Here is a 23,844-nt window from a genome sequence, read left to right as displayed (position 1 = left end):
ACTCTCCTCCTTCTTTCGAAATCGTAAGAATTAAACGCTGGAGAAACGGCCATGATGATGTTGCCTCAAGAAGGTTTAGGCAGGAGAGCTTTCCTGACCAGCAGCATGGCACTTACCTGCTCGATGCTTACAGCGTGTGCTCGGCCGCGACAGGCTCAGTTCGCGGACGTTGATCAATTGGTCAGAACAGCCATACGAGATGGTCAAGCTCCAGGGGCAGTTGTCGCCATCGGTCACGAGGGACAGATTGTTCATAGATATGTCTACGGCAACCGAGCATTGGTTCCCCAGCAGGAACCAATGACGTGGGAGACGCATTTTGATATGGCGTCCCTGACCAAGCCGACAATGACGGCTCTGGCTGTCATGCAATTAGTAGAACGAGGGGACCTGCATCTTGATGACCCTGTTACCTGCTATCTCCCTGCGTTTGGGATAAATGGTAAAGGCAGCATCACCCTCCGCCTTCTTCTGACACATTATTCCGGCTTGCCTGCGGACCTCCCACTGGAAGACGCTTGGAGTGGAAAGTCGGAGGCAGTCCGTCGCGCCATGACGTCCCCTCTGGCTAATCCTCCTGCTGAAAAATTCGTTTACAGTGATATCAATTTCATCACCCTTGGCCTGATTGTTGAAAAGGTCAGCGGCCTTGCTCTCAACGATTATGTCAGCAGAAATATTCTGACCCCAATTGGAATGACACAGTCTGGCTATCTTCCAGATACATCCTTGAAGCCAGTGATTGCTCCTACGCAATACGACGAGAAAAATGTTCTTTTACGTGGAGTTGTTCACGATCCAACAGCCCGAAGAATGGGAGGCGTGGCAGGTCATGCAGGCCTATTTTCAGACGCCCATGACATGTGCCTCTATGCGCAGGCATTGCTTGATCGGCTGGCAGGGCGCCCCAGTACATTTCCACTAAAGCGCGAGACTCTCCTGCTCATGGCTACCCCTCAACAACCTGCAGGAAAGGTTGATTTACGCGGACTGGGTTGGGACATTTCAACGCATTATTCGACACCCAGAGGCGATATTTTCTCGCATCACTCCTTTGGCCACACGGGTTTTACAGGAACGTCTCTCTGGATTGATCCAGACAGTGACAGCTACGTGCTGATCCTCACCAACCGTGTGCATCCATCCGGAGGGCACAGCGTGGTCAAGCTTCGCCATGATATCGCAACGGAAGCAGCCCGCGATTTGGGGCTGACATCGCACACCTAAATGCAGATTTGCGATCAGAGGAATTGCTTCTGATCGCCATAACCTAAGGTTAACAGAAACAAAATTCTCATTAATAGATCTTGCTAGCCACTGATTTTACAACAGAAACAATTCTACTTCGCATGCTTCATTCATCGCAAAAGCTTTTGCCTGCGATAAAAACAAGCCTACGACACCAAAAATGATCAGGATCCATCAATGTCCGTTCCTCATCCGACACTGAACCGTCGATCATTTCTAATGGCGAGTGCAGCTTTTGCGGTTACAATATTTGATCGACCAGAAAGAGCGCAGGCGCAGAGTATTCAAGGATTGAAGGGTCTGAATGCCCCCTTCGAGGTTCTGGAAGACAAGTGGGGTATTCCTCATGTTAAAGCTGGCTCTATTGCAGATGCCTATTTCGCAAACGGCTATCTCGTTGCAAAAGATCGTCTTTGGCAAATGGATTTCAGCCATCGCCAGTCTCTGGGTCGACTGGCAGAGGTTTTTGGAGAAGCCTTTGTTGCAAGTGACGTAGCCAACAGACTTTTCCTGTTTCGTGGCGATGCTGATGCAGAACTGGCGGCCTATCACTCAACCGTACAAGATGCGGCTCAAGCGTATGTAGCCGGAATCAATGCCTATATCCGGAGCGTAAAAGACAACCCTGAGCATCTTCCAGCCGAATTTTCGATCTTTAAATACGAGCCGCTGGAATGGAGCGTCCGCGATCTTGTCCGGATCAGGGCTGAAGTGACCGGTAATACAGAACTGGAAATTCGTCGTGCGCGTCTCGCCGCTCGGGACGCACTCTCCTACGATAGTTTCGTCACACCTCTCCAGCCAGCCTATACGCCTCAGCCCTTACCTGGATTGGATGTCCACAGCTTTTCGGAGCAAGATCTGGGCCATCTCGGCGTACTACAACAGCGGCTCCCATTAGGAGAAATCCGCGCAGCTACCCTTCAAGGCGATCCTTCTCATCGGAAGAATAATGAAGGAAGCAACTCATGGGTGGTTGCGTCTGACAGAACTGCGACAGGTCGACCAATTCTGGCCAATGACCCACATCTTGCTTTTGGCGCTCCCGGGCCACGACATGTCATTCATCTGACAGCTCCCGGCCTGGATGTTATCGGAGCAGGCTCTCCGGGTATGCCAGGCGTAATGCAGGGGCATAATGATCATATTGCATTTGGTCGAACCAACTTCCACATCGATCAGGAAGATCTTTTCATCCTTAGAACACACACGAATGATCCGAGCCGATACTGGCATCGTGGCAAATGGCGCAAGATGCAGGAAGAAATCGTCCGTATCGCTGCGCGGAATTCAGAAGACCAGTCGGTTACGTTACGCTTTGCGGCACAAGGTCCTGTTATTTCCGAAGATCCAGAGCGCTCTCGTGCCGTTGCCGTCTCCGCAACATGGCTTTATCCCGGTGCCAATGGACTACTGGCCAATATTGGCATCAACCTTGCTCACGACTGGACGTCTTTTCGTGAGGCTTTACGTGCACACACCAGCCCGACGAACTTCACCTATGCAGACGGGCAGGGAAATATTGGCTGGCACGCAGCTGGTGGACTTCCACAGAGAGCCGAGCAGCATGACGGCATGATGCCTGCACCGGGCGATGGCCTCTATGACTGGGAAGGCCTGCAACCGATGGATAATCTTCCATCTAGCTTCAACCCTGCAAATGGATGGTTTGGAACATCTAACCAAATGAACCTGCCGTCGGGTTATTCACAAACAAACCGCAAGGTCAGTTACGAATGGAGTGAGCCGTTCCGCTATGAAAGAGTCGCTCAGGTTCTTGATGCGACCAGTCATGGAACAGTGCAGGACAGTGCTGACTTGCAGCATGATACAGTTTCGCAACTGGCCCTTCAGGTCATAAAACTCCTGCCCGAACAAAGTGAGGGAACAAAATTTGCTTACCAGCTTCTGAAAAACTGGAATGGAAAGATAGATCACGACAGTCCGGCAGCAGCACTTTATGAAGTCTGGTGGACGCATCTCTGCGTGGCCATTCATGCCGCTATTATCCCCTCAGAACTACACGATCTGCTTCCGGCGCCTTTGAGTCCGTCGGTCCAGCTTGCGTTGCTCCAGTCTCCGGAAAAACATTTCGGGAATAACGCTCAAAGTGTCAGGGATGAGATACTCTCAAGATGCCTTCAAAAGGCAGTCAGTGAACTGACGTCACGCCTTGGCGCATTACCCGCATCTTGGAAATGGGGAGCGCTTCACACCGTTACTCTGGGGCATGTTCTGGGCAACCTGACCTCTATCCAAAATGCATTTCCAAACATTGGCGGGGAAAATTATGGGAGTGGTGGCGATCCATATACGGTCATGGCTCGATGGTATAATCCATACCATACAAGTCAAAATCCCTATGCCACGACGGGTGGGGCAAGTTTTCTGATGGTTTGTGATGTAGGAAGCTGGGATAACTCTCTATTCCTGAATTTCCCTGGTCAGTCTGCTGATCCCATGACAGGGAATTATTCGGATTTCTTCGAGCCTTGGCTTAAGGGAGATATGCAGCCCCTGTATTTTTCTTGGTCGAACATTAAAAAACATACTGTCCGACACTATTTTTTCAGGCCGTAACACCCCGACGGATAAAGGGATCTATTAGGTGGGTATTTCGATAAAATTGCCCGCCAGCAGGCTCTTTTCGGGGGAAACCTATGATCGAAAAGCTTCCCTGTAGCGAGAGAAAACAGCCCAGCCTATCGCTACAATTATGACACTAAATGAAAAAGATCCTGCCCACACAACAATAGCTGTTTTTGGTTCCGCCCATAACGAACAGAGAAACGCAAGACAAAGAGACATAAAGCGTCCTATTCGAACGTGATATGAGGCCTTGTATTGGAACAGTTTAGCGAACCGGAGCATTTTTGGCTCACAGAGCGCCTGCATGACCAACCCTGCACTACAGAGCAGGATGCAAAGAACAATGATCATAATCGACGAACCATCTGAAACGATATCAGCCCCAGAAGAAGGGCGCAGAGATCCGTCGTCGCAAAAACCGTTGGAGCATGGAAAACAGACACTCCAGATCGTGTCAGTAGATCAAGAGGCGTGAGGAGTATCGCCAATACCCCAAGCAGGCCCAACTGTAGTTTCCACCCAAGTGTCGATCTTCCCCACAGGCACAATAGAAGCCCGACTAAAGCACTAAAACACCACATAACAAAAAAGCTGTGAACTTCAGCAAGAGGACGAGACGTCAGGGAGACTGGCAACAAACGATTGGCCCAGAAAAATGTGAGTGTTGCCAGAAGGAAGCCTGGAAGCGCCCCGATCGTAAGCCCTTCGGCAATACGAAACATAATACGGTCCCCGGATTGTCTGCGACGCTTCATCAGGAAGATAACAGATCCGCTCCCGAACATGACTGCCCCCAGAACGCCGGATAGAAAATACATCCAGCGCAATCCAGAACCTGTCCAACGGGCAAAATGAAGACCTTCCATCAACTGCTGCGCATGCGTCACAGGGGTAGGAAGCAGAACATGGCGCAGAAAATGGCCATCTCTCGGACTGAAATCGACATGTTCGCGCGTCAGAAGCGGGCCAGACATATCAGTCCGCGTGAACAGAATGCTATCACTCAGAAAAAGAATATGCCCGATCTGTCCGATGCCCAAGATCTGCTCAGATTGTGACAGCAACGGAGGCAGGGAAGGCAGCAGAGGAATCTCTGGCCTTTCTTCTTTTGCAGGGACATCGGGGGAGGGATGGGTCGCAAAAAGCGCCTCAAACGACGCTATATAGGACACAGGCGGGAAAATCGTACGGGCACGAATAAAGGTACCCGTGTAAGCCATCATGATGACAAAGGGCAGAAAGGGGACACTGGCAAGGATATGGACATCCAGCCAAGCTCTCAGTCTTGCAGCAAACGGCCGAAAGAGCAGAAGGTCCGGTATCAACCCTTTCAGATGAATGATGATACCGGACCCTACTGTGACCAGAAGTGCTAGGCCAGCAAAGGCGATGAGGGTTTCGCCATACAGCCCCGCCCGCATCGTGTAATGCAGGTCATAAAAAAATGTTCCCCCCGCAGTAGCACGCGCGTTAATCCGCTCACCTGTCTCAGGATTGAAGGGAACATTCAGAAATTCGTAGCCGTCATGGTGTTGGACACGCATGACGGGGTCACGCGCTGAAGGCAATGTTATAAAAGGCTTTTCCCCTTGTCTCAGCAGAGACTGGACATCAGGCAATGTGCGATCAAGAGCCTGAACAGAGAAGGGCGCTGCTTGCGGCGGAACTTCCGGCTGAAGCCATCGCGTTAGCTCGGTATCGAAGACTGCAAGACTGCCTGTCACGAAAACAAAAAAAAGAAGCAGTCCGGCTGAAAACCCAATCCATGCATGGAGCCATCCCATGCGCGTACGAAGAGTATCCTGCATCAGCGATTTATCATTAAGCCAGATGCTGCAATGAGGCAGGCGATCCCAACGACAATAGTGCCACGCAAAAAATTTTTCATCCCGAATGCAATCAGAAACAATATGGGAAACAGACCCACTGCAATCATCTGTCCGAAAATCACGGCATCATGCCGAGTGCCGGGTCCCCAGAGTGGTGAACCAAGCGTCACGAAATGGGCAAAAGTCCAAGCCAAAGCTAGACTGACAAGTCCTCTGCCAATCCATTGGGGACCAGGCGATGACCTGCGTTTCAGAACGGTTTTTTGTTTAGAAGGGCCATCGGAAGACATCAGCCCGCGCGACAACATGCAATTTTTTCCTTCAGCCGCAGTATGAACCGTATCATTCTCGCGCATACCAGTTGCTACACCTTCAAAACTATCATGACCGATCAGGTGTTCGCTTCTCAAACTTATTGGTCAAAAACCATGTCTTACCACAAACGAACGATTAATTTGGTAACGAAAGATCGCTGAGTAGATATTCCAGACATAAGCACACCAACTGTGACGAAATCGATGGTGATCTTTACCAGACTCATTGAGCATTCATTGCGATATAAAAATTCTTCAGGATGAAACAACCGACCTGGATGCACCACGATCACCCACCACTACACAGGTTTTTCTACAAAAGCCTTCACACTGAATAACATTTGATAAGCCCAATGCCCTGAAGCAGGGCGTTGCCATTCTTAACTGCAGCTTCTCACCACAAGCCGTAGATAACACCGTCGATTTGGAGTGAGTTATGCTAATTAGATACGGTGAATTTCTTCTGGCGGCAGGACTATTGCTTCCTGCGGCTACGCTTGCTCAGAGTTCCACTGTCTATAACGGACAGACTTATACAACCGTGAGTCAGGCGGCTCCATCTTATGGAAATGATGACAAAGAGTCGGGCAACGATAAAGCGCAAGATCATAGATGTGGCCCACCTCCTGATAGAGACAGAAGAGGGCCGCCGCCTGATAACAGTCAAATGGGAAACAGACCCCCGCCACCGCCAATGGATGATCAGGCCCACCGTCCACCTCCCCCAGATGGCTGTCGTCCTCCACCCCCTCCAGAAAATGCATCCGGAACATTTGATCGGGACAACCAATATCCGAACTAGCCGTCCCAAAAGAACCACACAGTGAAGGTTGGCTGATCTCCATCACCAACCTTGCCTGATCGGTACTGAAGTATGACACTCTGAGTACGGTTTCCGCACAGTTCCGTTTGTCAGAACCGACACCCCCATCAGCACTTTGTTTATGATTTGTTCAGATCACTAGTGGACACAAACCAAGTTGAGGGAAGGGGCAGAAATGGCTGCCCCTGGTCAATAACGGTCACTAATGGTAGGGGTATCACTGGCGGAGAGAGTGGGATTCGAACCCACGGTACGCTATTAACGTACACACGCTTTCCAAGCGTGCGCCTTAAGCCGCTCGGCCATCTCTCCTGTCGAGCGAGGTGGTATTTACGAAAAGCTCTTTCGGAGATCAACCCCCAAAACGCGCCTTTTCGACAAATTTTTTGATTAAATCGTGAGACTTATGGCCAGGGCTATCTTCCACCCCCGAAGATACATCTACTGCAGGCGCTCCGCTGGCCTGCAATGCATTACCAACATTGGAAGGGTTCAGGCCTCCTGCCAGCATCCAGAACGCTGGGGCAGACCAGCTTTTGGTCAATGTCCAGTCAAATGTACGCCCTAAACCACCTGGACGGCCGTCTCCTTCCTGATGCGGAGCCTCAATCACATACCCATCAAGTTCAGAACGGGAAGGGAGGTCAGACGATGAAGCTACACCTCTCGCAAGCCATGTAGGGAGACCAAAACGTTCCCTTATGGCTTTCGCTCTTTCTTCAGTGTCGTAGATCTGCAGAACATCAAGCTTCACAGACTGAAGGGTTTGTTCGATTGCTTCGTCATCCGCCTTGACGAACAAGCCGACGCGCTCAGGGCCGCCCAAGGACCGGGAAGGCGCGCTATCATTCAAAATCTTAGCCTGCTCGGGTGTCACATAACGCGGGGAGGCCTGATAAAAGACGAAACCAACCCAATCGACCTGCAAACCGCCACAGAACTGCATGGTTGAAACATCCCGCACACCGCAGATCTTGACGCCGATCATGCGCTGGCAAGCTCAGCCATGATCTCCTGGGCTGCGAGAGCAGGGTTAGGAGCACGTGTGATGGGGCGTCCGACAACAATCCAGTCCGCGCCAGCCTGAGCCGCCTGTGTTGGCGTCATGATCCGCTTCTGATCGTTGGAGGCACTGCCAGCAGGACGAATACCCGGCACAACCAGAACAGGTTTGTCGCCCAAAGCATCACGCAAAAGCGCGATTTCGTGGGCCGAGCAGACAAGTCCATCCGCTCCCGCCGAGATTGCCAACTTGCCGAGCCGCAATACCTGTTCCTGCGGCGTAGCATTTACGCCTGTTTCGTGCAGGCCAGCTTCGTCCATGCTCGTCAGAACAGTAACGGCCAGCAAACGAGTACGATGCGCTTCATCTGGACATGCCTTTTCCAGCGCTTCACGAGAGCGGGCAATCATCTCCGCTCCACCACAGGCATGAATGGTCGTCAGGGCAGGTCGTAAAGGGGCAAGCGCGGAAAGACCGGAAGCAACGGTATTGGGAATATCGTGCAGTTTGAGGTCCAGGAAGAGTTGGTGTCCTGTCGAGACAGCCCGAACCGCATCCAGACCGCAGGCATAAGTAAACTCAAGCCCAAGCTTAATGGCATCGACCGTCTTGCCGAGGGTCACGGACCACTCTTCTGCCTGTGACCGGCTATTCGTATCAAAAGCAGCAATCAGCTTGGTTCTCTTGGACATGGTGATAATCAGATCCGGTTTTCAGGTGAGGGGACTGTCGTTGTTGCGGCAACGGGAGGGGTCTGAAGACGGTCAAGCCGCTGGTGCAGCTCCACCAGTTGGCTTTCCAGCGTGCGAACATGTGCTTCAGACCGGCGAGCGCGCGAACGCTGCCGCAGTTCGCCAACCCAGCCAGTCAGGAAGCCAAAAATCAGGCCAGCAACACCGATGCCTAGCGCCAGGGTTCCCACCGAAAGATGCCAGCCGAAAGAAATCAGCCAGATTGGTTCAAGATCAGTATTACTCAGAGCAAAAACGATCAGAGCAGCCAGAAAAATAACGATAAAAAGAAGTCTCAGCATGGGGAAGTCCTATCGTGCTGCCTGCAGGGCGGCAAGACGCCCTCAGGAGGATTGATTTCCTGTCAGCACTCATGGTGTGCTCTTGTCACGGGACATAACCAAGCACCGATGCTGACGTTCCGTTAAGGCGATAACATTCCCAGTATTTTACTGAAAGGGACCGCCGTGCCTGAAGTCATACCACTCCGCCCGGCATTGCCAAAAGCCGACATTTTATGGGCCGTAATCGCATCACAGGGGAAACGCACGATCATTGCAGACATTTATGTCTCGCGCGAAGCCGCAGAGTCAGACTGCCAGTGGCGGACATCGCAGGTCCGGGCATACGCTTACTTCCTGATGGGTGAGCAACAGCCGCCACCCAGTTACCATATTCGTCGGATCGCCCGCGCAGAACTTCCAAGGCGGTGGACGCCTCTTCCGGCACTCGGAATACTGCGTGGACGGTTCATATAGTCTGATTTAAAAAGCCTTTGGGTAGCCAAAATCTCCCCCTCATGACACAAGATAGGCTTATGTCATTGTCCTGCGTTTTCAAATGACAACGCAGACTGTTGCTGTGCAGATTACAGGTAAGGTCAGGATGAACGATCACAATCATGCAGATACACTTCAGGGCGCGTCCGGAAGTTCTGTGTCCTCTGAAACCAGCCCTGCGCTGGTTGTTGGTTCTCAGTATCTTCGTACCCTGTCCATTGACGTTCAGAACACTCCTGACATCTATCGTGACATCCCGGCTCAACCTCATGTAGGCATGACCGTAGATGTGACGGCCCGGCAACTCCCCGGCGGCGGACAGCCAAGCTTCGAGGTTACTCTGGTCATCCGCGCTCAGGGTCTGGATGCCGCTCCGGTCCCGAATGCCCCTGCTCCTCGCGTGCTCTATGAAATCCATATTGCTTATGCGGGCCTTTTTGGTCTTTCAGGAGCAATGACGCAGGCTATTGCAGAGCCGCTTCTTCTCGTCGAAGCTCCGAAATATCTTTTCCCCTCGGCCCGGGCAGCAATGCTCAATGCCGTCCGGGAAGCTGGTTTTCCTGTTGGGAATATCCAGCCCATCAATTTCCATGACCTCTGGCAGAACCGTCGGCTTCAGCAGGGCTGATAACATTCAATCGTCAAAGATAAAGACGCGTGCGGGAACAAGGTCGTCATGAGCCTGAAAGACTATATTCTTGCTTCTCCAGCCTTTTCCGGCAGCAGACCTCCGGTCTGGGGCCGCTTTGATGCTGAATGGTATCGAACCCGCTACGCGCGTCTTCTTCGTGAGGAACAGCTTCTCAAAAGTGACGGTTCAGTTCTGGATCTCAGCAATGAATCCATGGAGCACCATTGGCTGGAGCGGGGGGCAAGCCAAGGCCTGTCTCCCAACCGGTTTTTCGATGAAGAATGGTATCTGAGGCAGAACCCGGATGTGCGGGACGGAATCAGCTATGGCGTCTTCAGTTGTGGCTTTCTGCATTATTGCGAAAGCGGTTTTCGTAGTCGCTCACCACATTGGCTTTTCTCGGAAACTGAATATTTTACCCGCAATACAGACCTTAGCCTGCCAGTCCTGATTTCTCAGGGTTTCAGCAACGGATATGACCATTATCTGACAGACGGTGAACAGGAACAGAGACAGGCACACGCTTTTTTCAAGTCCTCTGTTTTCCGGATGGCCAGCCTGACCCGAGGCATTTCCTACGATATCGGCAAAGGTGATTTTCGACAGTTCCTGATGTCATCAGAGGCAGGATTATGTCGGAGTTCCTGGTATTTTGATCCGGAATGGTATCTTGCTACCTATCCGGATGTTGAAAATGCCATCAAAGACGGTGTTTTCCTGAACGCCCTGCATCACTATCTGACAAATACCACTCCGCGCGCATACAACCCGAACCAATGGTTTAGCGAAAGCCACTACGCCCATTTGTATCCGGATGTCGCACAGATCGTGACCGATGGCGGGTTCCGGAACGGATATGATCATTTTGTGCGTTATGGCGCCCGTGAGATGCGTATGCCTCAGGTCGATGTAGATCTGAAGAGCTTTTCCGAAGAGCCAGGAATTCAGCGTAAGCTGAGAGAAGGTCAATTCGAAGACGTATTTGCGCTCTGGGTCCAGTCCCAAGGAAAGATTGCTGTCACGCAGGACATTCCGGATGCTTCTGCGGAGCAATACAGGAATTTGGATTTGCAACGAGCGGGGACACTGATCCCGTCCATTGTTCGCTCTCCTCTGGACTTCCGCCTGATCCGCTCTCCAGAAATCAGCGTTGTCATCCCGGTAACCAACCAGTTTCTGGAGGCACTCTCTACACTGTCCGCTTTGCATGCAAACGGAGCCGGGGCAATCGATATCATCATCGTAGATACCGGATCGAGCGATGAAACGACGCAGATCGAGCGTCTTGTAAGAGGTATCCGCGTTCTTCGTCCAACTGCCCGGACAACCACACCAGAGCAGATCCGTCATGCCGTAGAGCTTGCGCGTGCCGATATTGTTCTCCTGATGGAACCCAGTACACAACCGTTCCCCAATACGTTGTCTGCCGCTTTACGTGCCTTTGATTCCCCGGATGTCTGGGCTGTCGGGGGGCAATCTCTGGGGCTTGATGGCCGGGTTCTTGAAGCAGGTACGATTGTCTGGCGGGATGCTTCGACCCTCAGATTTGGCACGGGTCAGCGCGCAAACGAGCCCGAGATCGGGTTCTGCCGTCAGGTAGATGCCATCTCTGTTGGCATGTTTTTCTGTCGACGGGACAAGCTGGCGGCGTGTGGTGGCATTGACCAGGTTTGTATTGGATCAGAAACCCGGCTGTTGTCGTTGTGTCTGGCCCTGCGTCAGGCGGGCGGTAAGATTGTCTATGATCCTTCCGTTCTGGATCGGACCCGGCCACCAACCGCTTTACCTGAAGAGTTCCTGCGAAGAAATCAAACTTGGTTAAGACGTAGATTTTCAGCCATACTTTCCCGATACCCTATGGTCGGGACGTCTGTTTTCAGAGCGCGCTTTGCATCTGGCGTACCGACAGTGCTGGTGCTGTGTTCCACATTACCTCACCGCTTTCTCGGTTCGCCCCACCTTCGAACCCAGGAATTGATTCTGGCCCTGAGCCGGAAGGGGTACCACGTGACAGTCTTCCCGTTGGAAGGGGGCGTGACCGATCCTGTAACAGTCGCACTCGATTTCCCCTCGAACGTAGAAATCATGAACGAGAGCGATATTTCAGAGCTCCCGGAATTCCTTAATGATCGCGCTGCATCCTTCGATGTTCTCTGGGTCACGGGAGCCAACACACTCCATCGCACAGGTGCCATACTGCGATCGCACTCTGCCATTCTTCCCAAATTGAATATGGTTCTGGATCTTGATGGAACCGCAGCGGAGGAAAATTATCTTCGAAGACGCGTTGGTGCGCATGATGATCGCGAGCAAATGCTCGATGATCTTGATCGCGAACTGGCAGACGCCTGGATGTGTCAGGCGCTTGCCTGTTCCCATGCCGAAGAAGCAGAAAATCTCCGTGCGCTCGGTTATGGTAACGTACTTGAACTCAACTATGCCCCGCGCGTCATTCCTACGACAGTTCCAGGCTTTCATGATCGTACTGGAATTCTTTTTGCGCTACCCTGCGCCACTTCGGGCTGCGCGGCACATGATGGGCTGGATTGGTTTGTGCATCAGGTTTTGCATGAATTGTCCGGCCGTCTTCCGTCTGATGCGACCATCCTGTTTGCTGGACATCGAGGCAGCGATATTGACCTAACCCCTTACACACGGGCGGTAGGGATTGAAGCGCTTCCTGATAGTGTCGACATGGCTGCACTCTACCGTTCCCGCAGGATCATGATCGATCCTTCCCGTGTCATGAGTGCTCCCGCGCAGGAAATTCTCGATGCCACCGCCGTCGGCCTTCCCGCCGTGCTGACAGAAACGACCATGCAGCAACTTGGCTGGTCAGAAGACTCTGAAAAATGCGTTGCAGGTGGCTTCTGTGACCCGGCTCTTTTCGCAGATGCTGTGATACGGTTGTATCAGGATGAAGGCCTTTGGAATCGCGTCAGTCAAAACGCCAGACACTTCGTCACGTCCCTGTCTGGATCGGAAGCTTTTGATCAGCAGGTGAAAGATATTCTGAACCTGGCTTCCGGGCAGACGCCTATTCTGCTTCCTGCTCATGCCCCACGTTTGATCAGGCAGGACAGGCTTAATGGCCCCATTGCACCAGCACCCATTCGCCTGTCCCCTCGCAAAGCTGAGGAGCCTCTACCAGAAATCGAGGACTCTCATCTCTCTGAGGCACAGGAAGAAGCACCGGCCATCAGAACCCTGACGCCTCGTGTTGGCATCTCATTACCGCTTTCGGAACTTTGACCCTATGACGACTTCAACATCCCTTCCTCTTGATGCTGTCCTGTCTCACGTTGACAAGTCTCTGGACGGTGCAGTTGAAAGGCTGTTCAGCCTGTTGCGCATTCCCAGCATTTCCACCCAGCCATCCCACGCGGCAGACTGCCGTAAGGCCGCAGAATGGCTGCGACAGGATCTGGCAGAGATGGGGCTGTCCGTGGATGTCAGGGATGTTCAATGGGCCGCGCCGGGACATCCGATGGTCGTGGCACACGACATTCCTCAGGCAGACAAACCTCATGTCCTGTTTTATGGGCACTATGACGTCCAGCCGACCGACCCTGAAAATCTCTGGAAAGCGCCGCCTTTCGAACCGCGCCTTGTAGAGGATGGTGCAGGTCGAAAGGTCATTGTTGCGCGTGGAGCCAGTGATGACAAAGGACAGGTCATGACCTTCCTTGAAGCGTGCCGTGCATGGAAAACAGTTCATGGATCCATTCCTGTTCAGGTCAGCGTCCTTCTCGAGGGGGAAGAGGAATGCGGGGGCGCCAATCTGCTTCCCTTTCTCAGGGAAAATGCAGAAGAGCTGAAAGCCGACGTCGCGCTTGTGTGTGATACGTCCATGGCGGATCGAACCACGCCAGGCATCACGACTTCGCTACGCGGGATGATGGCAGAAGAGATCGTCATTGAATGTGCATCGCATGATCTGCACTCGGGCATTTATGGCAACGCAGCAGCAAACCCGATCGCACTGCTCTGCCAGCCCCTTGCAACATTGCGCGATGCTGACGGCCGGGTCACGCTTCCCGGCTTTTATGACGGCATTCAGGACCCGTCGCCAGAGACACGGGCACAATGGAAAACCCTGTTCCCGAATGATGCGGCCCTTCTCGAAGAAGCTGGTCTCTCCATCGCAGCAGGTGAAAAGGGCTATACCGCCATTGAGCAGACCTGGTGTCGTCCGAGCTGTGAAATCAACGGTATTTCCGGTGGCTATGAAGGGGAAGGGTTCAAGACCGTTCTGCCAGCAAAAGCCATGGCTAAAGTTTCCTTCCGACTGGTTCCGGGACAGGATCCTGAAAAAATCCGGGACACATTCCGTGCCCATGTCAAAGCGGCTCTTCCAGCGGATGCAAAAGTCACGTTTACACCACATGGCGGTTCACCGGGCTTTGAAGTTTCCCGGAACAGCCGGTTCCTTGCGCCAACACTCAAGGCTCTGACGGATGAGTGGAGCGTGCCAGCAGCTACCATCGGGTGCGGGGGCTCCATTCCTGTCGCTGGTGAAGTACGGGATGCGCTAGGACTGGATGCTCTGATGGTCGGTTTTGCACAGGCAGATGACCGCATTCATTCCCCCAATGAGCAATACGGTCTCGAAGCCTTCCACAAGGGTATTCGCTCCTGGGTCCGTATACTTGCCGCTCTGGCGAATGCCGGCTGATATGACAGCTCCGATCGCCCTGACTCTCGGTGACCCTGCCGGTATCGGGCCGGAGCTTGCCGTTGCCGCATGGCAGGCTCTCCGGACCACCGGGCCAGTTTTTTTCTGGCTGGGCGATCCCGTCCTACTGAACAACGCAGTTCCATTCCGGCTGATTGAAAAGCCAGAGGATGCAGAGCAGACTTTTTCTGACGCGCTACCCGTTCTCCCGATAACGTGCCCAACTCTTGTGACGCCGGGACAGCCAACGTCAGACAATGCGCCAGCCGTCATCGAAAGCATCGAACGCGCTGTTGGATTTGTTCTGGAGGGTAGGGCAGGCGGTGTCACGACCAATCCTATTGCCAAGCACATTCTGGCAGCATCAGGCTTCGCTTATCCGGGGCACACGGAATTTCTGGCGGCCCTCTGTCAGACGACAGGGCAAGAGGTCATGATGCTCGCATCCCCTCAGCTTAAAGTCGTTCCCGTCACCATTCATGTCTCACTGCGACGTGCCCTGGAAACTCTCACGACAGACCGTATTATCGCCGTGGCACGGGCAACGCATAGTGCCTTGCAAAACGATTTTGGGCTTGTATCCCCTCGGTTGGCTATTGCCGGTCTGAACCCTCACGCAGGGGAAGAGGGGCTGATGGGGACCGAAGAACAGACGATTATCGGTCCGGCTATTGCTCAACTGAAAAACGAAGGGCTGTGCGTTTCCGGGCCTTATCCACCAGATACAATGTTCAGTGCCACGGCCCGCCCGAAATATGACGTCGCAATCTGCATGTACCACGATCAGGCCCTAATTCCGCTCAAAACGCTCGATATGGCAGAGGGCGTCAATGTCACTCTGGGCCTACCCATTATTCGAACGTCCCCGGATCATGGGACAGCCTTTGACATTGCCGCCCCGGTTGGTGGTTCCAGCCGGGCAGATCCTTCCAGTCTTCTGGCAGCACTCAGACTGGCAGATTTCATGTCCCAGCACAGAAGGAGAAACAGCCAATGATCCGGCTTGGCGTTAATATTGACCACGTTGCCACATTGCGAAACGCCCGTGGCGATGCTTACCCCGATCCCGTGGACGCTGCAAAACTGGCGATCCAATGGGGTGCAGATGGAATTACAGCTCATCTCAGAGAAGATCGTCGACATATCCGGGACGCCGATATGCCACGCCTTAAGGCTTTGGCGGCACCGCTGAACTTCGAAATGGCTGCGACTGCAGAGATGGTCCGTATCGCCTGTCTTCTCCGACCGCACGCATGCTGCCTTGTCCCAGAAAAACGTGCTGAAGTCACAACTGAAGGGGGGCTTGATGTTGCCGGGCATAAAGCGATCCTAGCCCCAAAAATTGCTCGCCTGAGAGATGCCGGTATTCGGGTCTCACTGTTTATCGACCCTGATACAAGACAGATCGAAACAGCAGCAGAACTCGGTGCGCCTGTGGTCGAGTTGCATACCGGCGCCTATGCCCATGGCAAAGGTGGAGAATTGGAACGTCTGCATCAGGCAGCGGGAACCGTTGCCGATTGTGGCCTTGAACTCCATGCCGGTCATGGCCTGACTTATGACAATGTGCCGCCTATCGCCAAGCTGCCAGGGCTGGCGGAACTGAACATTGGACATTTTCTGATCAGTGAGGCAGTTTTTTCCGGGCTTGGACCAGCCGTCAGAAAGATGAAATATCTTATTAACTGCCCATAAAATCAAAAAAGCCGGGAGATTCCTCCCGGCCTGGCCTCTTATTTAGCAGGCTGGATAACAGCCTGTGTCTTGTCTTTACTGAACTGCGGTACGTACTTTCCGGATTGATCCGAATATGTTGCCGAGCTGCTCTGCGGCGGTGTCGCAGGCGGGTGGAAAGCAGAAACAGGACCAAATGGTCCAGCATTTACACGATGCATGGTCGATTCACGCTGACGTGCGCAACCCCGCGTGATGATGGAGCAGATACCGTCCGTTCCGATATATTCGTCGTCGTTCCCAGTGTAATGCACTTCGGAAACGCGATCATGGTCAAGACGAAGCACCATGCGGCACGTCGTTCCGCCGCCGCCAAAAGCGGATTGATAGATGCTGATGATCGACTGTGCAGGAATAAGGCCGGAATCCGACGAAATCGTCGGCGTGCTCTGGGTTCCATCGTACTGCCAGATTTCTGTCGTATCGTTCAGCTTCTTGGTGCTGCCCGGAAGCCCAGCACAGGCCTGAACATCGTAGCTGGTCATACCGACCATCTCGAACTGGGCCTTGTGAGCATTACGGGAATCGAAATATCCGCATCCGGAAAGGGTGACGGTGGCTGCAAGTGCTCCAAAAACACGGAGGACGGAGGGGCGCATTCTGTCTCCTTTGCGCAAGGTCAGGATGACCCGCCCTAAACCTCCGGGCACAGCCGGGGAACAGGGCGAAAGATTGGAAGAGCCCGGTTTCTACAACAGGAATACCATTCAGGGTAGGGGAGATGGGTTCCTTTCAGGGTAACGATGAGCTACAGGGCAAGACCTTGCCAAAACTCAGGAGTGCCACCCGATGGCCGATATGACCCCTTCCGAAGTGACACGCCTTCAGACGACATTGCAGCGTCTTCTCGGCTCACAGAAACTGACAGTTACCAAGCCAGCCCGTAAGGGAATGAGTGTTGAACTCGCGGTCGCAGGCGAAGTTATCGGCACAGTGCATCGTGATGAGGACGAGGGCGAGGTGTCCTACGCCATTCACATCACTGTCCTTGAGGAAGACCTTCCTCCGGCCTGAACGGCCCTTTGACTCAGGGCCGCGGGGCAGACTGCGGCAGATCGAACCGCGTGATTTTCCAGCCCCAGTGCTCGAATTTCATATGCAGGACGAACGGTGTCTGCCCCGGTTGGTCCACCTGCGCCTCGAACTTGTTGAGGCTCACGAAATGGGCGTGCAGGCCACCCCACACAGGCCAGCCCCCTCCAGATGACATGGACGCATCTGCGGGCATCAACTGATGTGCGGTTGTCATCAGAGTGTTAGGGGACAGTTCCGTATCAATCGCGTTTGATATGGCATTGCCCGCAAAAGAACTTCCAAAATCCGGCAATTCATCCTCTGACGCAGGTGCGGGGGGTTTAAACTGCTCCTTGAGGGAATGGGTAAGCGACGTCCAGTCCACATGCGGGACAAGACGCGCCGGGTTATTTCCCTTCATGGCGCGATCAATATCCCACAGCGCCAGATAGGGGGAGATGGCATAGGCAGCGAGTGTCGCGCCAAGGCCGACGCCGAGGCCCTGCCGTGTCCGGGAAGTTTTTTTCCAGAAAGAATTCTGCATGATCGCGCCTCCGCACAAACCCCAAAATCCGGGGAGATGTGGACAATGATGAATCTAACGTCTTTCCGTCTGAAAAGTCAGCAATTATCTTGAGTCCATGACTCTTGATTTTTCCGACGACGAGCTTGAGCGATATTCCCGCCACATCCTGCTTCCCCAAGTCGGGGCCATCGGGCAGGCGCGGCTGAAAAATGCCTCTGTTCTGGTTGTTGGAGCAGGAGGGTTGGGGGCGCCTTTATCCCAACAGCTTGCAGCCTCGGGGATTGGCCGGATTGGGCTGATGGATCATGATATTCTGGAACTCAGCAATCTTCAGAGACAGGTTCTGTACGGCACGAAAGATATCGGCCGCCTGAAAGTAGAGGCTGCCGCTGATCATCTCAGCGACATCAACCCTCTGGTCACGGTGAACACGCATGCTGTCAGGGCTAATGCCGATACGTTGAATGACGTCGTTCCAGAATATGATCTGGTTTGTGACGGAACTGATAATTTCGAAACACGCCTGGCCGTTTCGGACGCCTGTGTCCGGCATGGCAAAACGCTCGTCTCCGGCGCAGTTCAGGGGTTTGCAGGACAACTGGCTGTATTTCGTCCTCAACATGGAGGACCATGTTATCGATGCCTTTTTCCCGAAGCGGCTGAAACCGAAGCTGCAACCTGCGGCCAATCTGGCGTTCTAGGAGCCGCTACAGGCGTTATGGGGAGCCTGATGGCTGTGGAAGTCATGAGGGAAATCATGGAGCTTGAGGGCAGGGAGGACACGCGTCTCATGATGTGGGATGCTCTTGCCGGTACTCTGAGAAGCTTTCCTCTGGCCAGAGATCCGGCGTGTCCGGTTCATCCTTCTACGCAATCGGATCAACACGCATGACAGCCCCCATGTTCATCACGCTTGCAGATGATTCCTGGCAACGCGCACATTATGCGCTGATCGTCGCGGCTGGCGCATTGTCTCTGGGGCGCACGGTAACGATTTTTGCTGGTGGCAGAAGCGTTCATGCTCTCGCAAAAGACTGGTCAGGCCTGAAAGACATCACCTCCGATGCCGAGCTGGACAACAGAGGCGTCGCCAGCTTCCAGGATTTACGTGAAGCTGTCATTGAACTCGGAGCACATCTTATGGTCTGCGAAACGGGGCTTGCGCTCACAGGGCTGACACCAGACACTCTGTGTGAAACAGTTTCCGTTCGCGGTATTGTCACTTTTCTGGAGCAGGCCGGAGACCGACCGATCCTTGCACTGTGACCTGTTTCCCGTATCCAAATCGCGATTTTCGTCATTTGGTGGCTTGCCGAAACTCTCCACCCTTGGCAGGGATGCGCTCATGAGAACGCTTGTCACTCCTCTGTCCCGAACCCTGCGCTGCCGTCAGCTTCTGCTGTCTTTCGCAGCGGCAACGGCCCTGATGGTCATTTCTCCCGCAGAAGCGGCCCATCATAAGCATGACCATGCGATCAAGACCGATGCGAAAGCTGCCAAAGCCCCGCATGCGAAGAAAAAGCCTTCGAAGAATACGGGTAATACTGCCAGTTCTTCCAAAAAGACCCATCACGCCGCACGACATACGACTGTCACGCGTCATGCCGCGCCTCTTGCTGCCGGAGTATCAGCGGGTGCCGCCGGGGCTGCGGCTGCCAGCGCAACCCAGACGCCAGCGCCATCCCCCGATGCTCCACCGGCTGACGCACCGACCGACAAGGGAAGCAACACGGGTCTGCCTCTGCCGCGCTACGCGGCATTAAGAGCCGACAAAGTTTACATGCGCCGTGGGCCCGGGGATCGGTATCCGATTGACTGGGTCTATCACCGCCGCGGTCTTCCCGTCGAAATCGAACGCGAGTTCGATGTCTGGCGCCTGGTTGAAGATTCTGATGGGCAGAAAGGCTGGGTACATCAAGCCACCCTTTATGGCAGCCGTACCTTTGTTATTCCGGGACTTCCACCGGAAGGTGTGAAAGCACAAACAGGTGAGGCCTCCGAAAAGGACGGAGACCATATCGGTCGCGCAGATGCGCGCGTTCTGGGACATGTTGCGACTCAGGAAGAAGCCCGCGCGCATAAAAGTGATGTTCTCCTCATGAGCCATCCGGAGGAAGACAGCAGCGTGGTTGCGGTCCTTCAGCCGGGAACTGTGGGGAACATCAAAGCCTGCCCACAAAGTTCTCAATGGTGCCACGTGGTCGTCAAAGGCTACGAGGGATGGCTGCCACGTCGTCTGTTCTGGGGACTGCTCCCTGGCGAGACGATTCAACCCAACTGATTTTTCCTAGCGAGGACGCCACTCCATGACATCCAGCTCCCATCATCGTCGTACGCGGATCGTCGCAACTCTTGGTCCGGCCTCATCCTCGCCCGAGATGATCCTGTCTCTGGCTGAGGCCGGGGTAAACGTTTTCCGCCTGAACTTCTCTCATGGTGCTCATGAAGATCATGGCGAACGTCATGCAGCGATCCGTGCGGCAGAAACGAAAGTGGGACGCCCTCTCGCTATTCTGGCTGATCTTCAGGGACCGAAACTGCGTGTTGGCGTATTCGAGAACGGCCCGGTCATCCTTGAAGAAGGAAAGCCTTTCCGGCTTGATCTGGATAAAACCCCGGGCAATGTCGATCGTGTCTGCCTCCCACATCCGGAAATTATTTCGGCAGCAAAGCCCGGAAGCCATCTTCTCCTCGACGACGGCAAACTCAAGCTGCGTGTCGTTAATGTTCTCAATGGTGCGCTTGAAACGGAAGTTGTTATTGGTGGCAAGCTCTCCGAGCGCAAAGGCGTCAATGTTCCTGACGTCACGCTGCCAATTCCTGCGCTGACCGAAAAGGATCGCAAGGACTTCGACTTTGCGCTCTCGCTGGGTGTGGATTTCATAGCGCTTTCCTTCGTGCAGCGTCCTGAAGACGTCGAAGAAGCTCGCGAAATCGCCAAGGGTCGTGCAGCGATCGTCACGAAGCTTGAAAAACCGCAGGCGATGGAAGATCTAGAGCGCATCGTGCGCTTGTCTGATGCCATCATGGTGGCACGTGGTGATCTCGGTGTAGAACTCCCGCCAGAGGAAGTTCCCGTTGCCCAGAAGCGTGCCATTACCGAAGCACGCCGTCAGTGCCGTCCTGTGATCGTGGCAACGCAGATGCTTGAAAGCATGATCGAAAGCCCGACACCAACACGCGCTGAGGTTTCAGACGTTTCCAACGCGGTTTATGATGGGGCTGATGCTGTCATGCTTTCAGCTGAAAGCGCAGCGGGTAAATACCCGATTGAAGCCGTTTCCATCATGGCTCGCATCGCGTCTCGCGTGGAGCAGGACGTCGAGTGGCGCCTCCGTATGGACCGTGCCCGTCCAAAGCCCGAAGGGACCGTTCAGAACGCCATTGTTCAGGCGGCCTGGCAGGTCAGTACGGCTCTGAGCGCAAAGACCATCGGTGTCCGGACACAGGGTGGCGGTGGCGCACTCCGCATGGCCCGCGAGCGGCCCCATTGCCCCATTCTGGCTGTCACACCTCATCAGGAAGTCGCACGGCGGCTTTGCGTTGTCTGGGGTGTGTTTCCACGAGTTGTGGAGAAAGAGCATATCGCCCAGAGCATTGAAGAACTGGCAGAGCCTACTGCGGCCATGGCATGTTCTATGCAGCTTTGCCGACCTGGCGATCATGTTATTGTTCTGGCTGGCCTGCCTTACGGCGTTGCTGGAAGCACAAATACGCTTCGCATCATAACAGCCTGATTTTCAAATATTTCTTCCATCCAGCCCGTTGCTGGATGGAAGAAAATCCAACCATCAGGCCTGACGATTCTCAATCAGTGTTCGTCTGATCCTGCGTCCCCGTTCAATACGGGTTGTAATAGCAGCTTCATCGCTTTCCCGGATTGCCTGCGCCATGCCTTGAGCATCTGCCACAAAGCGATCAAGGGTCTCCAAAAGAACATCCTTATTGGCGATGAAAATGTCCCGCCACATCACCGGGTCCGAGGCAGCAATACGTGTGAAATCCCGAAACCCTGAAGCTGCATAATCAAGAACAGCAGCACGGATTTCTTCGGAAAGATTATCGGCTGTGTCACAAATGGTAAATGCCAGCAGATGAGGCAGGTGGCTTACCATGGCGCAAATACGATCATGCTTGTCGTCAGACAGGATTTTGGTTCTGGCGCCGCACAGCTCCCAAAGCTGCTGGACCTTCTGCACAGCTTTCTCATCTGCGCCAGCTGGTGGTACGAGCAGGGACCAGCGGTTTTCAAACAGCGTCGAGAAACCTGCATCCGGCCCAGAGTGCTCGGTACCCGCCATTGGATGGCCGGGTACATATGCAACGCCTTCTGGCAGAAGGGCCTGAATCGTAGGGCCAAGCTGCCCCCGAACCGAGGCTACATCTGTTAAAATAGAACCCGGCTTCATGTAGGGAAGGATAGCACGCGCCGTCGCTTCAACAGCACCAACCGGCACACAGATCATGACACATTCGGCCTGAGCCGCCACAGCCATGCTGTCTGTTACAACATCCGCTATCTTCAGGTCTCGGACACGCTCCAGCACTGCTGAGTTAATGTCCGCTGCAATCAACGTGTCTGCCAGAAGACCTGTTTCGCGCGCACGACGCAGGACAGAAGATCCAATCAGTCCGGGGCCAACAACGGCAAGAGATCTGAAAAGGGCCATCAAAGAATACGCGGCGACGTCGCAAATGCGGCGGCGTCCTTATCTTCGGCTTCACGAGGAGACGAGCCGTCTTTCTTGCTACTTGCGGCCATGACGGATGTTGTTGTCTTCAAAACGGATGTCACAGTCTTCTCTGAAGAAGCGGTAGAAGTGCCGCTTTCCTTGCGAAGGCGGCTCATTTCAACAAACTGCCAGCCGAGAAGGACAGGAATACCTATCAGAATATCCCTTCCACGACGCAGTAGAGATAGACTCAAAGAAATCTGTGAATCAATTCCGAAAATCAGACCAAGAGCGACATAGGCTGCTTCCTGCACTCCCAGAGCCGCGGGGACAAGAAATCCTGCTGACATGATCCCGCACACGACGCCTTCGATAGCGAGCGCTGATAGAAATCCGACATGCGCTCCCAGAAGAATGAGCGCGATCCATGTCAGGAAAGCACCTGCGATCCAGCAGAGGAAATGTGACAATGCTCCCAGCATGATCCGGTCCGGGCGGCTCCACAGAGCTTCCAGACGGGCCTGAAAAATATCGGTGTTTCCAATCAGGCTTTCGCGCCAGTCAGCCGCAATATGACGCCCGAAGAACATCGCAGCCTTACGAACCATCGACCCGCCACGATGCTGGGTCCAGATAAACCCTGCGATCCCGAGCGACAGAAGAACCATGCCACCCATCAGTGGCCAGATAAACCGCGCAGCTCCCTGATGACCGACAAGGCAGAGGATTGAAACCAGAATGAACGCAATCTGCCCAAGAACCTCGGTGGTGATATCTACCAGATTGGACGCCACGCCTTCAGGCCAGTGCAGATCTTCCCCATCCACCGCCTGAGCACGGCGCCCTGCGAGAGTGGCCCGAACACCGAGCACCATTCCACCAAGCTGGGAAAAGGGCAGGCAGGCCCCGGCTGCATCTCGCACCAGACGCGCGCCAATCAGTCTCAGGAGACCGATCTGGGGAACGGAAGCCTTCCAGGCGATACCGAGTCCAATGTCCACCACGAGTTGAGCCATGACCAGAAGGAAGAACCCTCCGATACCGACTTTTCCAAGAGCTTCCATAACAGGATGAACGCCTGCTTTGGCTGCAATGAATGTGAAGAGAGCCACGCCCAGAAGGGAGAGGATAATGGGGAGAGTTTTTTTCAACGTCTTCGTCACATGCCGTTTGCAACACGCTCTAACCCACAGTTCTCCAATATTCCAGTCTTGCAGACGCTTTCCCCCGAAAGCCAGCAGCAGTAAGGTACGCGAAAAATTTCAACCTGTTGCT

The 23,844-nt window shown here is 53.8% G+C and carries 22 protein-coding genes and 1 tRNA gene; 13 read left to right on the top strand and 10 right to left on the bottom strand.

Annotated elements, in window-relative coordinates:
• Positions 1–51: 51 nt before the first annotated feature.
• Positions 52–1,227 (top strand): serine hydrolase domain-containing protein, encoded by a 1,176-nt coding sequence (locus tag HKD32_RS08300; protein ID WP_061930980.1) that lies wholly within the window; start codon positions 52–54, stop codon positions 1,225–1,227.
• Positions 1,228–1,425: 198 nt separating this feature from the next.
• Entirely contained in the window at positions 1,426–3,828 is a 2,403-nt protein-coding gene (locus HKD32_RS08295) for a penicillin acylase family protein (RefSeq protein ID WP_228118872.1), read from the top strand.
• A gap of 356 nt (positions 3,829–4,184) precedes the next feature.
• Here HKD32_RS08295 and HKD32_RS08290 read toward each other — a convergent pair whose 3' ends face one another.
• The 6 genes from HKD32_RS08290 to HKD32_RS08265 form a co-directional block, all read right to left on the bottom strand.
• Positions 4,185–5,645, bottom strand: a complete 1,461-nt coding sequence (locus tag HKD32_RS08290) for a PepSY-associated TM helix domain-containing protein (RefSeq protein ID WP_194257828.1) — start codon at positions 5,643–5,645, stop codon at positions 4,185–4,187.
• Positions 5,645–6,022 carry a hypothetical protein gene (locus HKD32_RS15210; protein ID WP_228118871.1) on the bottom strand — a complete coding sequence of 126 codons (378 nt, stop codon included), beginning with the start codon at positions 6,020–6,022 and terminating at the stop codon, positions 5,645–5,647. Before HKD32_RS15210 ends, HKD32_RS08290 begins: the two co-directional genes overlap by 1 nt.
• Before the next feature lie 1,002 nt (positions 6,023–7,024).
• Positions 7,025–7,115, bottom strand: a tRNA-Ser gene (locus HKD32_RS08280).
• 40 nt (positions 7,116–7,155) lie between these two features.
• Positions 7,156–7,791 (bottom strand): phosphoribosylanthranilate isomerase, encoded by a 636-nt coding sequence (locus HKD32_RS08275; RefSeq protein WP_061930987.1) that lies wholly within the window; start codon positions 7,789–7,791, stop codon positions 7,156–7,158.
• Positions 7,788–8,498 (bottom strand): orotidine-5'-phosphate decarboxylase, encoded by a 711-nt coding sequence (pyrF, locus tag HKD32_RS08270; RefSeq protein WP_061930990.1) that lies wholly within the window; start codon positions 8,496–8,498, stop codon positions 7,788–7,790. Before pyrF ends, HKD32_RS08275 begins: the two co-directional genes overlap by 4 nt.
• A gap of 8 nt (positions 8,499–8,506) precedes the next feature.
• Entirely contained in the window at positions 8,507–8,839 is a 333-nt protein-coding gene (locus HKD32_RS08265) for a lipopolysaccharide assembly protein LapA domain-containing protein (protein ID WP_023942288.1), read from the bottom strand.
• Between the two features lie 165 nt (positions 8,840–9,004).
• On the opposite strand from HKD32_RS08265, the gene HKD32_RS08260 reads away from it, so the two are divergent.
• The 6 genes from HKD32_RS08260 to HKD32_RS08235 all read left to right on the top strand — a co-directional run bounded on the left by HKD32_RS08260 (position 9,005) and on the right by HKD32_RS08235 (position 16,317).
• Positions 9,005–9,295, top strand: coding sequence for a hypothetical protein (locus HKD32_RS08260; RefSeq protein WP_194257827.1), 291 nt, complete (start codon positions 9,005–9,007; stop codon positions 9,293–9,295).
• Positions 9,296–9,377: 82 nt separating this feature from the next.
• Positions 9,378–9,944, top strand: coding sequence for a protein-export chaperone SecB (locus HKD32_RS08255; RefSeq protein WP_061930993.1), 567 nt, complete (start codon positions 9,378–9,380; stop codon positions 9,942–9,944).
• 48 nt (positions 9,945–9,992) lie between these two features.
• On the top strand, positions 9,993–13,199 hold the full coding sequence (locus HKD32_RS08250) for a glycosyltransferase (RefSeq protein ID WP_194257826.1): 3,207 nt from the start codon (positions 9,993–9,995) through the stop codon (positions 13,197–13,199).
• 4 nt (positions 13,200–13,203) lie between these two features.
• Entirely contained in the window at positions 13,204–14,622 is a 1,419-nt protein-coding gene (locus tag HKD32_RS08245; protein ID WP_061930998.1) for a M20/M25/M40 family metallo-hydrolase, read from the top strand.
• A gap of 1 nt (position 14,623) precedes the next feature.
• The gene (gene pdxA / locus HKD32_RS08240) at positions 14,624–15,619 is read left to right on the top strand and encodes a 4-hydroxythreonine-4-phosphate dehydrogenase PdxA (RefSeq protein ID WP_061931107.1); all 996 of its coding nucleotides are present in this window, start codon (positions 14,624–14,626) and stop codon (positions 15,617–15,619) included.
• A complete protein-coding gene (locus HKD32_RS08235; protein ID WP_061931001.1) occupies positions 15,616–16,317 on the top strand; it encodes a pyridoxine 5'-phosphate synthase in 702 nt (233 codons plus the stop codon). Before pdxA ends, HKD32_RS08235 begins: the two co-directional genes overlap by 4 nt.
• Positions 16,318–16,355: 38 nt before the next feature.
• On the opposite strand, the gene HKD32_RS08230 is transcribed toward HKD32_RS08235, so the two are convergent.
• On the bottom strand, positions 16,356–16,955 hold the full coding sequence (locus tag HKD32_RS08230) for a hypothetical protein (RefSeq protein ID WP_061931004.1): 600 nt from the start codon (positions 16,953–16,955) through the stop codon (positions 16,356–16,358).
• 190 nt (positions 16,956–17,145) lie between these two features.
• On the opposite strand from HKD32_RS08230, the gene HKD32_RS08225 reads away from it, so the two are divergent.
• Positions 17,146–17,370: a DUF3126 family protein gene (locus HKD32_RS08225; protein ID WP_010501823.1), complete on the top strand. Its 225-nt coding sequence runs from the start codon at positions 17,146–17,148 to the stop codon at positions 17,368–17,370.
• A 13-nt stretch (positions 17,371–17,383) separates the two neighbouring features.
• Here HKD32_RS08225 and HKD32_RS08220 read toward each other — a convergent pair whose 3' ends face one another.
• The gene (locus HKD32_RS08220) at positions 17,384–17,914 is read right to left on the bottom strand and encodes a DUF2939 domain-containing protein (RefSeq protein WP_061931007.1); all 531 of its coding nucleotides are present in this window, start codon (positions 17,912–17,914) and stop codon (positions 17,384–17,386) included.
• 97 nt (positions 17,915–18,011) lie between these two features.
• Here HKD32_RS08220 and HKD32_RS08215 point away from each other — a divergent pair, with 97 nt between their 5' ends.
• From HKD32_RS08215 to pyk, 4 genes are all read left to right on the top strand, one after another.
• Positions 18,012–18,788: a HesA/MoeB/ThiF family protein gene (locus HKD32_RS08215; protein WP_061931010.1), complete on the top strand. Its 777-nt coding sequence runs from the start codon at positions 18,012–18,014 to the stop codon at positions 18,786–18,788.
• Positions 18,785–19,162: a DsrE family protein gene (locus HKD32_RS08210; protein WP_061931013.1), complete on the top strand. Its 378-nt coding sequence runs from the start codon at positions 18,785–18,787 to the stop codon at positions 19,160–19,162. Before HKD32_RS08215 ends, HKD32_RS08210 begins: the two co-directional genes overlap by 4 nt.
• 79 nt (positions 19,163–19,241) lie before the next feature.
• Positions 19,242–20,177 (top strand): SH3 domain-containing protein, encoded by a 936-nt coding sequence (locus tag HKD32_RS08205; RefSeq protein WP_194257825.1) that lies wholly within the window; start codon positions 19,242–19,244, stop codon positions 20,175–20,177.
• Positions 20,178–20,202: 25 nt separating this feature from the next.
• Positions 20,203–21,633 carry a pyruvate kinase gene (gene pyk, locus HKD32_RS08200; RefSeq protein ID WP_010501813.1) on the top strand — a complete coding sequence of 477 codons (1,431 nt, stop codon included), beginning with the start codon at positions 20,203–20,205 and terminating at the stop codon, positions 21,631–21,633.
• Positions 21,634–21,687: 54 nt separating this feature from the next.
• Here pyk and HKD32_RS08195 read toward each other — a convergent pair whose 3' ends face one another.
• Positions 21,688–22,566, bottom strand: a complete 879-nt coding sequence (locus HKD32_RS08195) for a prephenate dehydrogenase/arogenate dehydrogenase family protein (RefSeq protein WP_061931113.1) — start codon at positions 22,564–22,566, stop codon at positions 21,688–21,690.
• On the bottom strand, positions 22,566–23,732 hold the full coding sequence (locus tag HKD32_RS08190) for a lysylphosphatidylglycerol synthase domain-containing protein (RefSeq protein ID WP_061931016.1): 1,167 nt from the start codon (positions 23,730–23,732) through the stop codon (positions 22,566–22,568). Before HKD32_RS08190 ends, HKD32_RS08195 begins: the two co-directional genes overlap by 1 nt.
• Positions 23,733–23,844 lie beyond the last annotated feature (112 nt).

Source organism: Gluconobacter japonicus, from assembly GCF_015244665.1.
GTDB lineage: Bacteria > Pseudomonadota > Alphaproteobacteria > Acetobacterales > Acetobacteraceae > Gluconobacter > Gluconobacter japonicus.
This window is presented reverse-complemented; position numbering and strand designations above follow the sequence as displayed.